At 69.4% G+C, this 16,069-nt stretch carries 15 protein-coding genes and 2 tRNA genes; 14 read left to right on the top strand and 3 right to left on the bottom strand.

The genetic code is table 11. The features are described 5' to 3' along the window. Positions 1-166: 166 nt before the first annotated feature. Together ACFM35_RS06225 and leuA are read left to right on the top strand one after the other, a co-directional pair. Complete coding sequence (locus ACFM35_RS06225) at positions 167-1,102, top strand: quinone oxidoreductase family protein (protein ID WP_378839746.1); 936 nt, start codon at positions 167-169, stop codon at positions 1,100-1,102. A 141-nt stretch (positions 1,103-1,243) separates the two neighbouring features. Continuing rightward, positions 1,244-3,004, top strand: a complete 1,761-nt coding sequence (gene leuA / locus ACFM35_RS06220) for a 2-isopropylmalate synthase (RefSeq protein WP_378839743.1) — start codon at positions 1,244-1,246, stop codon at positions 3,002-3,004. Between the two features lie 85 nt (positions 3,005-3,089). Here leuA and ACFM35_RS06215 read toward each other — a convergent pair whose 3' ends face one another. After that, positions 3,090-3,776: a trimeric intracellular cation channel family protein gene (locus tag ACFM35_RS06215; protein WP_378839741.1), complete on the bottom strand. Its 687-nt coding sequence runs from the start codon at positions 3,774-3,776 to the stop codon at positions 3,090-3,092. A gap of 102 nt (positions 3,777-3,878) precedes the next feature. Here ACFM35_RS06215 and recO point away from each other — a divergent pair, with 102 nt between their 5' ends. From recO to ACFM35_RS06190, 5 genes are all read left to right on the top strand, one after another. Beyond that, complete coding sequence (gene recO / locus ACFM35_RS06210) at positions 3,879-4,607, top strand: DNA repair protein RecO (protein ID WP_378839738.1); 729 nt, start codon at positions 3,879-3,881, stop codon at positions 4,605-4,607. Then, entirely contained in the window at positions 4,604-5,407 is an 804-nt protein-coding gene (locus ACFM35_RS06205) for an isoprenyl transferase (RefSeq protein WP_378839736.1), read from the top strand. Before recO ends, ACFM35_RS06205 begins: the two co-directional genes overlap by 4 nt. Positions 5,408-5,537: 130 nt before the next feature. Beyond that, the gene (locus ACFM35_RS06200) at positions 5,538-6,173 is read left to right on the top strand and encodes a hypothetical protein (protein WP_378839733.1); all 636 of its coding nucleotides are present in this window, start codon (positions 5,538-5,540) and stop codon (positions 6,171-6,173) included. A 138-nt stretch (positions 6,174-6,311) separates the two neighbouring features. After that, on the top strand, positions 6,312-7,169 hold the full coding sequence (locus ACFM35_RS06195) for a hypothetical protein (RefSeq protein WP_378839731.1): 858 nt from the start codon (positions 6,312-6,314) through the stop codon (positions 7,167-7,169). A gap of 46 nt (positions 7,170-7,215) precedes the next feature. Then, positions 7,216-7,905, top strand: a complete 690-nt coding sequence (locus tag ACFM35_RS06190) for a DsbA family oxidoreductase (RefSeq protein ID WP_378839729.1) — start codon at positions 7,216-7,218, stop codon at positions 7,903-7,905. Between the two features lie 44 nt (positions 7,906-7,949). Here ACFM35_RS06190 and ACFM35_RS06185 read toward each other — a convergent pair whose 3' ends face one another. Next, the gene (locus ACFM35_RS06185) at positions 7,950-8,450 is read right to left on the bottom strand and encodes a glutathione peroxidase (protein WP_378839726.1); all 501 of its coding nucleotides are present in this window, start codon (positions 8,448-8,450) and stop codon (positions 7,950-7,952) included. Between the two features lie 213 nt (positions 8,451-8,663). On the opposite strand from ACFM35_RS06185, the gene dusB reads away from it, so the two are divergent. The 5 genes from dusB to ACFM35_RS06160 all read left to right on the top strand — a co-directional run bounded on the left by dusB (position 8,664) and on the right by ACFM35_RS06160 (position 14,063). After that, entirely contained in the window at positions 8,664-9,824 is a 1,161-nt protein-coding gene (gene dusB, locus ACFM35_RS06180; protein WP_378839861.1) for a tRNA dihydrouridine synthase DusB, read from the top strand. Between the two features lie 5 nt (positions 9,825-9,829). Continuing rightward, on the top strand, positions 9,830-11,203 hold the full coding sequence (locus ACFM35_RS06175; RefSeq protein ID WP_378839723.1) for a deoxyguanosinetriphosphate triphosphohydrolase: 1,374 nt from the start codon (positions 9,830-9,832) through the stop codon (positions 11,201-11,203). Then, positions 11,203-13,080, top strand: a complete 1,878-nt coding sequence (gene dnaG, locus ACFM35_RS06170) for a DNA primase (protein ID WP_378839721.1) — start codon at positions 11,203-11,205, stop codon at positions 13,078-13,080. The genes ACFM35_RS06175 and dnaG overlap by 1 nt, the downstream gene beginning before the upstream one ends. A gap of 57 nt (positions 13,081-13,137) precedes the next feature. Beyond that, a complete protein-coding gene (locus ACFM35_RS06165) occupies positions 13,138-13,929 on the top strand; it encodes an ATP-binding cassette domain-containing protein (RefSeq protein ID WP_378839718.1) in 792 nt (263 codons plus the stop codon). A 61-nt stretch (positions 13,930-13,990) separates the two neighbouring features. Next, positions 13,991-14,063, top strand: a tRNA-Asn gene (locus ACFM35_RS06160). Between the two features lie 117 nt (positions 14,064-14,180). Here ACFM35_RS06160 and def read toward each other — a convergent pair. Beyond that, positions 14,181-14,747, bottom strand: a complete 567-nt coding sequence (gene def, locus ACFM35_RS06155) for a peptide deformylase (RefSeq protein WP_378839715.1) — start codon at positions 14,745-14,747, stop codon at positions 14,181-14,183. Between the two features lie 42 nt (positions 14,748-14,789). Here def and ACFM35_RS06150 point away from each other — a divergent pair, with 42 nt between their 5' ends. Both ACFM35_RS06150 and ACFM35_RS06145 read left to right on the top strand, forming a co-directional pair. Further along, positions 14,790-15,890, top strand: coding sequence for a DMT family transporter (locus ACFM35_RS06150; RefSeq protein WP_378839713.1), 1,101 nt, complete (start codon positions 14,790-14,792; stop codon positions 15,888-15,890). Positions 15,891-15,938: 48 nt separating this feature from the next. Then, a tRNA-Ile gene (locus ACFM35_RS06145) sits at positions 15,939-16,012 on the top strand. The last annotated feature ends 57 nt before the right edge of the window (positions 16,013-16,069 follow it).

The following is a 16,069-nucleotide window of genomic DNA, read 5'->3' as shown; positions in this document are numbered from 1 at the left end:
GACGCGCGGCTCGCCGAACGCGTCGGCATGCGCCGCGAAGCGCAGTTCGTCGAGGCGCCGTGGCCGGAGGGACGCCGGGACGCCTGTCCGACGGAGGGTTCTGAGTGCGTGCGTGCGCCGCATCATGAGACAGCGGCAACACCCGCCGACGGTGTTGACTGGACTCATGGAACGAGGATGGTTCGCCACGCAGTGGGGCAGGCCCGACGAATGGGAATTCCGCGAGATCGACCTCGCCCCTCCCGGCCCCGGCGAGGTCACGATCCGGGTGCGTGCGGTCGGCGTCAACCCGGCTGACGCGAAGCACGTCGCGGTCCGGCGTCCGGGCGTCGACCTGCCCGCGGCCATCGGCTATGAGGTGTCCGGCGTCATCGAGGCGATCGGGTCGGGCACGGAGATCGTCACCGGCGCGGCATCGGTCGGCGACGAGGTGATCGCCTTCCGCGTGAGCGGCGGCTACGCGACGGCACTGACCGTTCCCGCAGCGAAGGTGCTGGCGAAGCCGCGCGCGCTCAACCACGACGAAGCGGCGAACCTGTTGCTGGCGGGCACCACCGCCGCGCAGATGCTCGATGTCACGGGTGTGCGTGCCGGCGCCACCGTCCTCCTGCACGGCGCCTCCGGCGCGGTCGGGGTGAGTGTGCTGCAGCAGGCTCGGGTCATCGGCGCGCGCGTGATCGGCACGGCCGGCCGTGGAAGCTTCGATCGCGTCGAGCGGTTCGGCGGTGTGCCGGTGGAGTACGGTCCGGGGCTCGCAGACCGCGTGCGCGATCTCGCCCCGGGGGGCGTGGACGCTGCCCTCGACGCCGTCGGCACCGACGAGGCGGTCGACGTCTCCCTCGAACTCGTCGCCGATCGCGCACGCATCGTGACGATCGCCGCGTTCGATCGCGCGGAACGGGCGGGGTTCGCCGCGATCGCCGGTGCTCAACCCGAGAGCGCCGCCTTCCGCGATGCCGCGAGGCCACGCCTCGTCGAGCTCGCGGCCGACGGGCGCATCGAGGTTCCGATGGCGCGCACCTACCCCCTCGCCGACGCCCCCGAGGCGCTGCGATTCCTCGCCGAGGGACATCCGGGCGGAAAGATCGCCCTCCACCCCTGATAGCATCTGTGCATGCGCTTCGGCCAGCTTCTCCTTAGCTGCCGCGACGAGTCCTCGTTCTAGGGCCCTCCTCGTCGCGGAGCTCGGTGTTGGCCCGCCTCCTATACCGGTGAATCCACCGACGACCAGAGAAGCGACATCATGCAGAACACTCAGAAGCCCTCCGGCATGCCGATCCACAAGTACCGGCCGTTCCACGAGCAGATCCGCGTCGATCTGCCGGACCGCACCTGGCCCGACAATCGCATCACCCAGGCGCCGCGCTGGTGCGCGGTCGACCTCCGCGACGGCAATCAGGCGCTCATCGACCCGATGAGCCCTGAGCGCAAACGCATCATGTTCGACCTGCTCGTGTCGATGGGCTACAAGGAGATCGAGGTCGGATTCCCCTCGGCCAGCCAGACCGATTTCGACTTCGTGCGCCATCTCATCGAAGAGGACGTCATCCCCGACGACGTCACGATCCAGGTGCTCACGCAGGCGCGCGAAGAGTTGATCAAGCGCACCTTCGAGTCGATCAAGGGTGCGAAGCAGGCGATCGTGCACCTCTACAACTCCACGAGCGTGCTGCAGCGCGACGTCGTCTTCCGCACCGACAAGCAGGGCATCATCGACATCGCCCAGCAGGGTGCGCGCTGGTGCGTCGAGTACGAGCAGACCGTTCCCGAGACCGCCGTGTTCTACGAGTACTCTCCCGAGAGCTACACGGGCACCGAACTCGATTTCGCCGCCGAGGTGTGCAACGCGGTCATGGAGATCTTCGTCCCGACGCCCGAGCGCAAGGTGATCCTCAACCTGCCCGCCACCGTCGAGATGTCCACGCCCAACGTCTACGCCGATTCGATCGAGTGGATGGGCCGGCACCTGAACCATCGCGAGAACGTCATCATCTCCCTGCACCCGCACAACGACCGTGGCACGGCGATCGCCGCCGCCGAGCTGGGATACCTGGCGGGCGCCGACCGGATCGAGGGATGCCTGTTCGGTAACGGCGAGCGCACCGGCAACGTCGACATCGTCGCCCTCGGAGTCAACATGCTGACCCAAGGCGTCGACCCGCAGATCGACTTCAGCGACATCGACCACGTCAAGCGCACGGCGGAGTACTGCAACCAGCTGCCGGTGCACGAGCGCAGCCCGTGGGCGGGCGACCTCGTGTTCACGGCGTTCAGCGGTTCGCACCAGGACGCGATCAAGAAGGGCTTCGAGGCGATGGAGGCCCGCGCCGCAGCGGAGGGCGTCGGCATCGACGAGATCGAGTGGGGCGTGCCCTACCTGCCCATCGATCCGAAGGACCTGGGTCGCTCGTACGAAGCGGTCATCCGTGTCAACTCGCAGTCCGGCAAGGGCGGCGTCGCATACCTGCTGAAGAGCGACCACGCGCTGGACCTGCCGCGCCGCCTGCAGATCGAATTCTCGGGAGTCGTGCAGGCGAAGACGGACGCTGAGGGCGGCGAGGTCACGAGCGACCAGATCTGGTCGATCTTCCGCGACGAGTACCTGCCGGCGGACGTCGCCGACGATCGCTGGGGACGCTTCGAGCTGCTCGGCACGCGGACGGCGAGCGACATGACCGGCGATGTCGAATTGCATGTGCGCCTGCGTGACGGCGACGGTGTGCAGGATGCGACCGGTCGCGGCAACGGGCCGATCGCGGCGTTCCTCGAGGTGGTGCGGGAGCACGGCTTCGACATCTCGCTGTACGACTACGTCGAGCACACGCTCAGCGCAGGCGGCGACGCCCAGGCGGCGGCCTACGTCGAACTGCAGGTCGACGGCGATCGCCTGTGGGGCGTCGGTATCGACGGTGACATCTCGACGGCGTCGCTCAAGGCGGTCGTGTCCGGTGTGAACCGCGCGATCCGCTCCCGCGAGCGCACCGGTTCGCTCGCCGCCGTCTGACCTGCGCGAGACCCCGTCCCGCGTCGAGACCCGCTCTGTGCGCGGGGGAACCGATGTGGGACGGGTGTTTCGGCCCGAAAGGCGATCAGCCCCGGACGATCGGGATGGCGGAGGTCTCGACCGCGACCTTGCGGCGGTACAGCAGGCGCTGCTCGGGGAGGGACAGGTCGAACGTGACGGCGAGGATGCGGATGATGGTCGTCACGACGATCCCGATCACCGCAGCCGTGACCAGGGGGAGCCCGAAGGCGGCCGAGGTCGCCAGGACGAGGCATCCGGCCGCCGCGGCGACGGCGTAGAGAGAACCCACGTGCATGATGGCGACGGGCAGCCCCATCATGACGTCGCGAAGGATGCCGCCGCCCACCGCCGCGCAGACGCCGACGAAGACGGCGGGCACGAGAGGGATGCCCAGCGTGATGGCCTTGCTGGTGCCGAAGGCCCCGAACATGCCGATCACGACCGCATCCAGCACCACGATGACCCGGTTGAGCCGCTGGAACACGTTGGCCAACAGCATGCCGACCAGGGCCGCTCCGCTCGCGGTGAGCAGGTACCAGTTGTTCTGCAGGGTGGTGGGGGTCACGTTCAGCAGCAGGTCGCGGATGAGTCCGCCGCCCATGCCCATCACCACGCCGATGATGGCGACGCCGAGCAGATCGAGGCGGCGTTCGCCGCGGAAGCCGGAGGCGAACAGGGCGCCCTGCACGCCGCCGAGTCCGACGGCGGTGAGGTCAGCCCACAGGGGGATGACGAGGATCGGGTCGTTCACCTCACCATCATCCCGGCCCGGGTGCTCGGCGGGAGGCTCCGACACGGCCGCCCCGCGCCCCGCTTCCGGCTGCGCGTCGGTGGTCAGCGGGATAATGGAGGGGTGCCCACCTATCGTGACGAGGTCGTGGTGCTGCGCACCCACAAGCTGGGCGAGGCAGACCGCATCCTGACCCTGCTCAGCCGCCGCCACGGCAAGGTCCGCGCGGTGGCCAAGGGTGTTCGGCGAACGTCGTCGCGCTTCGGCTCCCGCCTCGAGCCGTTCATGGTCGCCGACGTGCAGCTCTACGAAGGCCGCAACCTCGACATCGTGCAGCAGGCGGAGTCCCTCGGTTCGTACGGCGCCGACATCGTCGTGCACTACGACCGGTACACGTCCGCGAGCGCGATGGTCGAAACGGCCGACCGCCTGAATGAGGCCGAGGCCACCCCGCAGCAGTACCTTCTCCTCGTCGGCGGGCTCCGCGCGCTGGCACGCGGCGAGCACGCTGCCCGAAGCATCCTCGACTCCTACCTGCTGCGCGCGATGGCCCTGTCGGGGTGGGCGCCCGGACTGACCGAATGCGCCCGCTGCGGTGCGCCCGGCCCGCACGGCGCATTCGTGGCCCAGCTGGGCGGGATGGTCTGTCCCGACTGTGCGCCGGTCGGCTCGGTGCGGGTCGACATCGCGACGTCGGGCCTTCTGACCGCGCTGATCTCCGGCGAGTGGACGGATGTGGATGCCGCGTCCCCGGCCGCCACCGCCGCGGCGTCGGGACTCGTCGCCGCGTACGCGCAGTGGCATCTGGAACGAGGCATCCGCTCGTTCACCCATCTCGAGGCCGCGCAGTGACCCCGAAGCCGTTCACGCACCGGGACGCCGTCGCCTATCGGCCGGTGGACTGGACCGGTCAGCAGCCACCGGCATTCCCCCGGGGTTCGGTGCCGCGGCACGTCGCGATCGTGATGGACGGCAACGGACGCTGGGCGAACCGCCGCGGTCTGACCCGTGTGGAGGGACACAAGGCGGGGGAGGCCGCGCTCCTGGACGTGGTCGCCGGCGCGATCCAGGCGGGCGTGACGCACCTGTCCGTGTACGCCTTCTCGACCGAGAACTGGTCGCGGTCGCCCGACGAAGTGCGCTTCCTCATGGGGTTCAACCGCGACGTACTGCACCGCCGCCGCGATCAGCTGAACGAATGGGGTGTGCGGGTGCGCTGGGCGGGTCGCAAGCCGCGGCTCTGGGGCTCGGTGATCAAGGAACTGCAGTTCGCCGAAAAGCTGACGGCCGGCAACGACGTGCTCACGCTCACGATGTGCGTCAACTACGGCGGTCGCGTCGAACTCGTCGACGCGATGCGCTCGATCGGCGACGACATCGCCGCGGGGCGCCTGAAGCCCTCGGCGGTCACGGAGAAGCTCATCCAGAAGCGGCTCTACCAGCCCGACATGCCTGACGTGGATCTGTTCGTGCGCTCGAGCGGTGAGCAGCGATCCTCGAACTTCCTGCTGTGGGAGTCCGCCTACGCCGAGTTCGTGTTCCTCGACACGCTGTGGCCGGACTTCGGGAGAGCGGAACTCTGGCGGGCCATCGGGCTCTATCTCGACCGGGATCGCCGCTTCGGCGGAGCGATCGACACGCCCACGTCCTGAGGCCGCGGACGGCCGGTCTTCCGCCGTCCCGGTGCCCGGGCGTATCCTGCCCTCCGACGGACACCGTGCCGCACACGCGCGCGGTCCCGGGTGAGGGGGACGCATGCGTGGGCGACGCAGAGGCTTGCTCTTGTCCTCGGTGGTCACGGCCTGCGCGCTGCTCCTGGTCGGCTGTGCGCCCGCCGGGGACGTGGATGCCGTCGACGCCGCCGCGAGCGCGTCGCCGTCGCCGACCGCGTCCGCCCCCGGAGAGTCCCCGGCGGCGGAGGCGGATCCCCCCGCCACGCCGATCGCGGACGGCCCGGCAGACCCCGCGCAGACGACCCGCCGCACCGGACCCATCGCGGAATACGGCGGTCCGCCGTACGGACTGCAGGGTGATCCAGAGCCGGTGGGAGAGGGCGCGTGGTGCGCCACGGTGGGGCTCTTCTGGGGAGACCCGGGCGCCCCGGAGGATGTCACCTTCCGCCTCACCGGGACGATCTCCGTCCCCGTCGATGCGCTCACGGCCGGGACCACCGGATGCGGATCGATCGCGCCGGATCAGCCCTGCCTGGGATTCACGATGTCCGCCGACACCCCGTTCACGGCGTGCAGCCTGCCTCTGACGGAGACGGCGGCGTTCGCGGGTTCGGCCGAGGTGACGTTCACCGGCACTCTCGAATGCAGCGAGCCCAGGTTCTGCGACGCGGCCCAGGCGCGGTCGGCCGATCCGGGGCCGCCGATCGTCATCACGTCTGCGTCCACGCCGGACGAGGGGGAGTGACGGATGCCCCGGGGTCGCGGTCACCGCACATCCGCGCGATCGCCCGCCGCGGCGCAGAGCGCTCCGGAATCGTCGGCACCACCACCGGGCGCCCCGGAACCTCCAGCCGGAGCGGGCGGTCCGGGATTCGAGAAGTGGATGGGATTCCTCGGCAACTTCGTCGCCCCGGCGACACTGGTCGCGGGTCTGCTCTTCTACTTCGGATACGTGTCGTCGCGGGCGTACTTCTCGTACTTCGGCATCGACGTCGATCTGCTGCGGCTGAGCAACCAGGGATTCGTCATGCGCAGCCCGGGCGCGCTGCTCCTGCCCGCGATCGTCGTGCTCTCGCTCTCCGCGCTGCTCGTGCTCGGCCACCGGGTCCTCCGCCGGTGGACGAGCTCGAGCGGCGAGCGCGCGCGCAGCGTGGCCGTCGTGTTCGGCGCTGTCGGCGCGGTGCTCCTCTTCACCGGGCTCGTGTTCGCCGGTATGTACGGCGCGCTGCGATCGTGGGACGCCTCCTCCTTCCTCACCCCGTTGCTCCTCACGGCGGGCGCGGGCTTCTGCGCCTACGCGGCGGCCATGTCCCGTTCGTCGCGAGCCGAGCGCGGCGGCCTCGGCGTGGTCGTGCTCTTCGTCCTGGTCGTGGCGGCCGGGGCTTTCTGGACGACTGCGACGGTGGCACAGTCATGGGGCCTGGGCGAGGCGCGCAGCCAGGCCGCCGACCTCTCCTCCCTTCCCGCCGTCGTGCTCGACACCCGCGAGCGTCTGGCGCCGGGCAACGCCGACATCACCGTGCAGAGTCTGGACGAGGCATCCGCCCCCGTCGACGCCGAGAGCGGGACGCAGACGTACCGCTACCGGTACTACGGCTTGCGCCTGCTCGTGGAGGGCGGAGGTCGGCTGTACCTCGTCCCGGACAGATGGTCCGCGGATGCCTCGACCCTCGTGATCCCCTTCGATGACAGCGTGCGGCTGCGGTTCCGGTTCTTCCCGGACGAGAACCCGCCGGTCTGAGCATTGCGCGGGAATACCCGTGCCCGTCTTCTCCGTTGCGTCTGACATGACTGACGCCATCAAGATCGACGTGTGGAGCGACATCGCGTGCCCGTGGTGCTACATCGGCAAGCGCAACCTGGAGACGGGTCTCGCCGCCGTGGCCGCCGATGACGACGCGCCGGTCGTGGAGGTGGAGTTCCACTCGTACGAACTGTCCCCCGACACTCCGGTGGATTTCGACGGCGGAGAGTACGACTACCTCGCGGAGCACAAGGGCATCACGCCCGACGAGGCGCGTCAGATGCTCGAGCGGGTCACGGGTGTCGCCGCCGAAGCGGGGCTGGAGTACCGGTTCGATCTCCTCAAGCACACGAACACGGTGAAAGCGCATGAACTGCTGCACTTCGCCAAAGCCCACGGCGCTCAGCGCGAGCTCGCCGAGCGACTCATGTCGGCGTACTTCACCGAGGGCAGGCACGTGGGGCGCATCGACGATCTGGTGGCGCTCGCCGCCGACGCAGGGCTCGACCCGGAGGCGGCGCGGCAGGCTTTGGAAAGCGATCAGTTCCTCGCCGATGTGCGTGCCGACCAGGCGCAGGCGACCGCGTACGGCATCAACGGCGTGCCGTTCTTCGTCATCGACGGGAAGTACGGTGTCAGCGGCGCGCAGCCGGCGGAGGCGTTCAGTCAGATCGCCCGCCAGGTGTGGTCGGAGCGCCGGGACGCCGCCGTCACGGACGACGTACCCGCCTAGAGTCACTGTCGCCGGTTCCCCGACCGTGTCCTGGTGCGCGCCGGTCAGCCCGGCAGATTCGCCTCGATCAGGCTGACGATGGCGGGGTCGTCGGGCTTCGTCTGCGGACGGAAGCGATGCACGTCGCCGTCCGGCAGCACCAGGAACTTCTCGAAGTTCCAGGTCACCCGCCCGGACTTGCCCGCGGCGTCCTCGGCCTTCTTGAGTTCTTTGTACAGCGGCGCCGCGTTGCCCCCGTTGACGCGCACCTTGTCCATCACGGGGAACGTGACTCCCCAGGTCATCGAGCAGTACTCGAGGATGTCGTCCATCTTCGACAGCTCTTGCAGGAACTGGTTGCTCGGGAACGCGAGCACCTCGAATCCGCGGTCGCCGTAGGTCTTCTTGAGTTGCTCGAGCTGTTCGTACTGCGGGGCGAGCCCGCAGCGCGAAGCCACGTTCACGATGAGCAGGACCTTGCCGGCGTAATCGCCGAGCGTGGCCTGCCTGCCGTCGGAGGTCGAGAAGGGGATGCTGCTGAGCGGTGCGTCTTCGACAGTGGCCATGACGCCGAGTGTAGGCGGCGCGCACGATGTCGGGCATCGGGCCGGACAGCCTGTCAGCAGACTCATCGACACGACGATGAGTGGTACGCCCGCGCGGGCGCGGCGCTCTCCACCGGGCGCGGCACCGCGGAGACGGACGCCGCGCGGGTCTGGGAGAATGGGGGAGTGACCACCGTGCTTTCTCCCGCTCCCGGCCTGACGGTGGCGAACCCGATGGCTCCGACGCGGACGGATCCACTCCGGATCGGACCGATCACGCTCGACGCACCGGTCGTACTGGCCCCCATGGCGGGCATCACCAACACCGCTTTCCGGCGCCTCTGCCGCGAATACGGCGCGGGGCTGTACGTCAGCGAGATGATCACCTCCCGCGCTCTCGTCGAGCGCAACGCCACCACCATGCGACTCATCCGCCATCACGAATCCGAGACGCCGCGATCGATCCAGCTGTACGGCGTCGATCCTGCGACGATGGCCGAAGCTGTCCGCATCCTCGTGGCCGAAGACCATGCCGACCACATCGATCTGAATTTCGGATGCCCCGTGCCGAAGGTCACCCGGAAGGGCGGCGGTTCGGCGCTGCCGTGGAAGCTCGGCCTGTTCCGCGAGATCGTGACGCGTACCGTGCAGGCCGCGGGTGACGTTCCCCTCACCGTCAAGATGCGCAAGGGCATCGACTCCGACCACCTGACCTACCTCGACGCCGGCCGCATCGCCGAAGACGCCGGAGTCGCCTCCATCGCGCTGCACGCCCGGACGGCCGCGGAGTTCTATTCGGGGCAGGCGGACTGGTCGGCCATCACCGCGCTCAAAGAGGCCGTCACGAGCGTGCCCGTCCTGGGCAACGGCGACATCTGGAGTTCCGACGATGCGGTCCGCATGATGGCCGAGACCGGCTGTGACGGCGTGGTCGTGGGCCGCGGATGCCTCGGCCGACCCTGGCTGTTCGGCGACCTCGCCCGCGCACTGGGCGGTCCGGGCGCCGCGACCGCTGAACCCGTCGACGCGACACTCGGCTTCGTCGCCGCGGCCTTCCGCCGGCACGCCGAGCTGCTCGTGGAGTTCTTCGAAGACGAGGGCCGCGGATGCCGCGACATCCGCAAGCACGTCGCCTGGTACTTCAAGGGCTATCCGGTGGGGGGAGACCTCCGCGCCGCTCTGGCCACGGCGTCCACCCTCGGCGAGATCGACGCCCTGCTCGCGCAGCTCGACCAGGACGCACCGTACCCCGGCGCGGCCGCGGAGGGACAGCGCGGACGCGCGGGCACCCCCAAGCGACCCGCGCTGCCCGACGGCTGGCTGTCGTCGCGCGACCTCGGAGCCGAGGCATCCGTCGCCCTCGCCGATGCGGAACTCGACCACAGTGGCGGGTGATCAGCATGACCGATGAGCGCACGATCGCCGTGGGCGTCGCGCAAGGGCGCCCGACCGGCTACACCGACACCGATGCCGCTCGCTTCTGGCCGGAGACGCATCGTTCGCGTCGGGATGCGTTCGCGCGCGACCGCGCCCGGGTGCTGCACTCCGCGGCGCTCCGGCGACTCGCGGCCAAGACGCAGGTGCTCAGCCCCGCCAGCCCTGCCGACTTCGCGCGCAACCGTCTGACGCACTCCCTGGAGGTTGCCCAGGTGGGCCGGGAGCTGGCCACCGAGCTGCTCCTGTCGCCCGACGTCGTCGACACCGCGTGCCTCAGTCACGACCTCGGCCATCCGCCGTTCGGACACAACGGCGAGCGTGCGCTGAACAGCTGGGCCGAAGACATCGGCGGCTTCGAGGGGAACGCTCAGACCCTGCGCATCGTGACGCGCCTCGAGTCGAAGGTGATCGATGACGAGGGACGCAACCACGGCCTCAATCTGACCCGCGCGAGCCTCGACGCGACGTGCAAGTACCCGTGGACGGCAGCCCATCCGGTACCCGACCCGGGGGGCCGCCTCAAGTACGGCGTCTACCCCGAGGACGAGGACGTGTTCCGGTGGATGCGGGAAGGCGCACCCGGCCGGGTGCGCTGCATCGAGGCCGAGGTGATGGATCTCTCGGACGACATCGCCTACTCGGTGCACGACTTCGAGGACGCCATCGTCAACGGCTACCTCGATCCGCGCCGCCTCTCCGATCCGCGCGAGCATGAAGCGCTGATCAGCGCGATGCAGACCTGGGTCGGCTACGACCTCACGCGCGACGAGCTCGCCGACGCGCTCTACCGCCTGATGCGGCTCCCCGAGTGGATCGAGTCGTTCGACGGGACCCGCTCGGCACTCGCCCGCCTGAAGAACCTCACCTCCGACCTGATCGGACGCTTCGCCCGGGCGGCCACCGCCGCCACTCGCGAGGCGTACGCCGCGCCGTCGTTGACCCGCTACAGCGGCCAGGTCGTCGTGCCGCGGGTCATCGAGGCGGAGATGGCCGTGCTCAAGGGCACCATCGGCGCCTTCGTGGTCTCCATCGAGGGTCGGAAGGCGCTCTACAAGGAGCAGCGCCACGTCCTGAAGCGGCTGGCGACCGCCCTGTGGGAGTCTCCGGAGCACCTCGACGCCATCCACGCCGAGGACTTCGCCCTCGCCGACACCCACGCCGCGCGCAAGCGGGTGGTGGTCGACCAGGTCGCGAGCCTCACCGACCGCTTCGCGATCGCGTGGCACGGACGCCTCGTCGGGGAGCTCGACGTCGCTGCCCTCGGCGTCTGGGTTCCCGGCATCCGTCCCACCCCACCGTCCGCCTACGCCCTCCCACAGCCTCTCGAGGGGTTCTGATGGCCGGACGGATCCGCCAGGCGGACGTCGACGAGGTCAAGTCGCGGACCAACATCGCCGACGTGATCGGCGAGCGTGTCGCTTTGAAGCCCGCGGGCGTGGGTTCGCTGAAGGGCCTCTGTCCCTTCCACGACGAGCGCAGCCCGAGTTTCAACGTGCGTCCGCAGGTCGGCTTCTACCACTGCTTCGGGTGCGGCGAGTCCGGCGACGTCTATTCGTTCCTGCGTGCGATCGATCACGTCACGTTCACCGAGGCCGTCGAGATGCTCGCCGGCCGGATCGGATTCTCTCTCCACTACGAAGAGGGCGGTGGTCCCGCCCCCGAGACGGCGGGACGCGCGCGACTGTACGCCGCGAACGCCGCCGCGGCCGAGTTCTACCGCGAGCAGCTCGGCACCGCGGGCGCCGACCTCGGACGCCGCTTCCTCGGCGAACGTGGCTTCGACGCGGGGGCCGCGGCCCACTTCGGGGTCGGGTACGCCCCGCAGGGCTGGCAGTCGCTCGCCGACGCCCTGATCGCGCAGAAGTTCACCAGGGACGAGCTGATCTCGGCAGGGCTCGTCTCGCAGGGGAAACGCGGCGTCTACGACCGTTTTCGCGGCCGGCTGGTCTGGCCGATCCGTGACGTGACAGGGCAGGTCATCGGGTTCGGCGCCCGGCGGCTGTTCGACGATGACAACGGGCCGAAGTATCTGAACACCCCCGAGACGATCATCTACAAGAAGGCCCAGGTGCTCTACGGGCTCGATCTCGCCAAGCGCGACGTCTCCCGGGAACACCGCGTCGTGGTCGTGGAGGGCTACACGGATGTCATGGCCTGCCACCTGGCGGGAGTCACCACGGCGGTCGCCACCTGCGGTACGGCGTTCGGTGCGGATCACATCAGCGTGCTCCGGCGGGTGATGGGCGATGACACCACCGCCGGAGAGGTGATCTTCACCTTCGATCCCGACGCCGCTGGTCAGAAGGCGGCGCTGCGCGCGTTCGCCGACGAGAAGCGATTCGCCGCACAGACATACGTCGCCGTCGCTCCGGGGGGACTCGATCCCTGCGATCTGCGGCTGCAGCGAGGCGACGGAGCCGTGCGTGCGCTGATGGACGCCAAGGCGCCCATGTTCGAATTCGTCATCGATCAGCGTCTGGCCGCGTTCGACCTGGCGAGCGTGGAAGGCAGAGCGGGCGGGCTGCGCGCCGCGGCCCCGATCGTCGCCGAGATCCGCGACCCCGCGTTGCGGCCCGGCTACACGCGGGTGCTCGCCCGACGTCTCGGACTCGATCTGCCGGAGGTCGAACGCGCGGTGGAGCGCGCTGCACGGTCCACGTCGGCGGGCCAGGATCCGACGTCGCGACGGCCGGCGAACGGTCCGGCCGCGCAGGCCGTGCCCGATGCCGACGGCTCGCCCGTCCTGGAGCGCACCACCATCGCAACGCTCCCGCGCACGAAGGACGCAGCCCTCGAGCGGGACGCCCTGATGGGCTTCCTGCAGTTCGGGCACCGCCTCGACATCGCGCTCTTCGAGCAGGCGGTGGCCCTGCCTTTCCGCACGGCGGCGCTCGATGCCGTCCGGCAGACGCTGGTGGGCGCAGACACCACGCGGCCCGGGTGGTCCGCAGATGCCGTGACCGCCGTGCGGGAACCGTACCGCTCGCTGGCGGCCGAGCTCCTGACCTCGCCGTTCCCCGCCCGGGATGACGCGCACGCGGTCAACTCGACGATCGATCTCGCTCACAACCTCGTGCTGCGTTCGCTCGATCGTGAGAAGACCGAGCTGCTGGGGGCCATCCAGCGGGTGTCGGCCGACTCGGAGGAGGGACGCATCGTGCGTCTCCGCCTCCGTGAACTGGACGTCGCCCGTCAACGGCTGATCGAGGCCTGAGGAGGCGGTCCCCGCTCTCGAGTGGCGCGGGGTGGGCTGGGCGGGCAGGATGAAGTCATGTCCCGCCGCCGAGACCCCGATGTCGCGATCCGCTGCACCGACCTCTCCATCGCCCGGGCCTCCGCGCGCTCGTCCGAAAGCCTCCGTGTCGTGGACGGAGTGTCGTTCGACCTGCCCCATGCGACCTCGCTCGCTCTGATGGGCCCCACCGGTGCGGGCAAGTCGAGCCTTGCCGCGGTGCTCGCGGGTATCGACGAGATGGGCCTCGCCGTCGTCGGCGGCGACGCGTACGTCGATGGAATCCCGGTCCGGCGGCCGGGGCGGGATCGCCGCACGCTCACGTGGGTCACGGGATACCTGGCGCAACGGGCGGGGGCGGATCTCCCGGCGCGGATGACCGTGTCGGACGTCATCGCGGAGCCCATCGTCAGTCGCGATCGGCGGGTGAACGCGCACGCGCTCGAGGTGCGCGTGGCCACTCTCCTGGACGAGTTCATGCTCCCCCTGGGGGCGTCGGCGAAGTACCCGTACGAGCTCAGCGCGGGCATGCGACAGCGCGTCGCGCTCGCCCGGACCCTCATCCACAGCCCACGGGTTCTGATTGTCGACGAACCCTTCGCGAACCTCGATGTGGAGGCGCGGCGGGCAGCCTGCGACGCCATCCTCCGTCGCCGCGACGCCGACGGCATGTCAACGGTCGTCGTGACCAACGACGCGCAGATCGCGAGCGACCTGAGCGCTGCGGTCCTCGTCATGCGCGGGGGTCATCCGATCGCATACGGACCGAGAATGGACGACCTGCTGTGGACGCCGAGCGCCGACCCGGATCAGCGCCTGGTGTCGTCCTGATTCACGAGCACGTCCGATCCTTTGCTAGGATGGTGGGGTTGCCCGGCTTCGGCCGGGCTCTTCCTCGGTAGCTCAATTGGCAGAGCAGCCGGCTGTTAACCGGCAGGTTCTTGGTTCGAGTCCAAGCCGGGGAGCGAACGGCCCTGGACTCCACTCCGGGGCCGTTCTTCATTCCCTGAGCAGCTCGTCCGCACCCGTCATGCGGGTCCGACGGAGGCGTCCGACAGGGCGTCCGCCCTCGCGCGGACGGCTCACGCGTCGATGTCGTCCAAGCCAGGGGTCCACGCCTGTCCCGGCCGGCCCCATCCCCGCTTGCGCGCGATCTTCTGGACCGTCTTCCATTCGCCGTCATCGAGACGGTCGACGTAGAGGATGCCGTCGAGGTGGTCGAACTCGTGCTGCATGATGCGTGCGCGCCAGCCATCGACCTCGATGCGCACCGGGGCGCCTTCGAGATCGGTGCCGGTCACGAGTACCTCCTCGGAGCGTCGGAGCGGGAACCGCTCGCCGGGGAAGGACAGGCAGCCCTCCGATTCGTCGTCGGGATCGGGTTCTCCGGGGACGAGAGGTCGCATCCACAGTTCGGGGTTGACGATCACGCCGCGCCACGGTTCACCGGCGTCATCCGCATAGCTGTAGGTGTAGATGCGCAGGCCGACGCCCACCTGAGGCGCGGCGAGGCCGACGCCGGGTGCGGCATCCATCGTCTCGAACATGTCCGCCACCAGGGCGCGGACCTCATCGGTGATCTCCGCGACGGGTGCTGCGGCGGAATGCAGCACCGGGTCGCCAATGATTCGGATCGGCAGAACGGCCACGTCTTGAGCCTACCGAGCGAGCGGAGCCGTTAGTGTCGACACGTGCTGGGCTACGGGCTGACGATCTCCGATGTGACCGACGACCTCGTCGGCTTCTTCCGCGACCCGGCGATCCTCACGGGCATACCCCTCGCGCTGCTGGGTGCGGTGTTCATGTCGCTCGGCGCGCAGTATCAGCACCGCGGGGTCGCGAAGGTGGAGCGGCTCTCGGAGCACGCGAGCTCCAGCGGGCTCACCGGCGGGCAGCTTCTCAGTCTCCTGAAGCGCCCGTCATGGGTGCTGGGCACGATCATGCTCGCGCTCGCGATCCTCTGCCAGCTCGGTGCGCTGGCGGTCGCTCCGCTCATCCTGGTGCAGCCCCTCGGCGCGATCGCCCTCGTCATCACGACGCTGCTGAACGCGCGGGTGTCGGGGAACAAGCCGACCCGTCAGTCGATCATCGCGATCGTGGCGTGCGTGGGCGGCATCTTCCTGTTCGTCACGATCGCGGCGTTCTTCGCCGAAGAGCACCCGATCACGGAACTGCAGCTGATCATCATTCTGGCGATCCTCGCCGTCGTGATCGTCGTCTTCGCCGTGCTCTGGTTCTGGCTGCGCACCCGCATGCAGGCGCTGTTCTACATCATGGCAGCGGGCGTCATCTACGGTTTCGTCGCGACCCTCGCGAAGGTGGTCATCAAGCGCATTCAGGACGGCGACTTCGAATGGCTGACGCTTGTCTGCCTGGTGGCGCTTCTCGCCGCCGTGGCGATGGGTGCCTACTTCGTCCAGACCGCCTATTCGGCGGGACCCCCCGACCTCGTCATCGCGGGGCTGACCGTCGTCGACCCGATCGTGGCGGTGTTCATCGGGCTGCTGGTGCTCGGGGAAGCGTCGGGCGCCCCGTGGTGGGCGTTCGTGGGCTTCGGCATCGCCGGCGCGATCGCCGTGTGGGGCGTCGTGCAGTTGGCTCGGTTCCACCCCGAGGTGGTGAGCGGGCACAGCAAGGAGGTGCCGATCGAGCGGGGCAGCGACGGCGGCGAGAACCGCGCTCCCAGCACCGGATCGATCCGCATCACCGACGCCGTGTCGAAAGTGTGGCCTGCGCCGCCGATCGACGAATCGGACGGTCCCCTGCGTCTGCGAAAGCCCGATCCGAAGTGATCACCCACTGCGGACTGCTCGTCTCTGCCGAGTAGGCTCGTCGTGCAGGGGGCGGTGGCCAAGCTGGTCAAGGCAGCGGGCTCATAACCCGACGATCGTGGGTTCAAGTCCCACCCGCCCTACACCTCGTTCCGTTCACGGACGGGACACGCCGTGTCGGGTTCTCCCTCGCTCGGCGT

Source organism: Microbacterium songi, assembly GCF_042747925.1.
Lineage (GTDB): Bacteria > Actinomycetota > Actinomycetes > Actinomycetales > Microbacteriaceae > Microbacterium.
This window is presented reverse-complemented; position numbering and strand designations above follow the sequence as displayed.

Coding starts and splice junctions, on each gene's coding strand:
- ACFM35_RS06225 (WP_378839746.1), top strand. CDS start 167: ATGGAACGAGGATGGTTCGCCACGCAGTGGGGCAGGCCCGACGAATGG.
- leuA (WP_378839743.1), top strand. CDS start 1,244: ATGCAGAACACTCAGAAGCCCTCCGGCATGCCGATCCACAAGTACCGG.
- ACFM35_RS06195 (WP_378839731.1), top strand. CDS start 6,312: ATGGGATTCCTCGGCAACTTCGTCGCCCCGGCGACACTGGTCGCGGGT.
- ACFM35_RS06190 (WP_378839729.1), top strand. CDS start 7,216: ATGACTGACGCCATCAAGATCGACGTGTGGAGCGACATCGCGTGCCCG.
- ACFM35_RS06185 (WP_378839726.1), bottom strand. CDS start 8,450: ATGGCCACTGTCGAAGACGCACCGCTCAGCAGCATCCCCTTCTCGACC.
- dusB (WP_378839861.1), top strand. CDS start 8,664: ATGGCTCCGACGCGGACGGATCCACTCCGGATCGGACCGATCACGCTC.
- ACFM35_RS06175 (WP_378839723.1), top strand. CDS start 9,830: ATGACCGATGAGCGCACGATCGCCGTGGGCGTCGCGCAAGGGCGCCCG.
- dnaG (WP_378839721.1), top strand. CDS start 11,203: ATGGCCGGACGGATCCGCCAGGCGGACGTCGACGAGGTCAAGTCGCGG.
- ACFM35_RS06165 (WP_378839718.1), top strand. CDS start 13,138: ATGTCCCGCCGCCGAGACCCCGATGTCGCGATCCGCTGCACCGACCTC.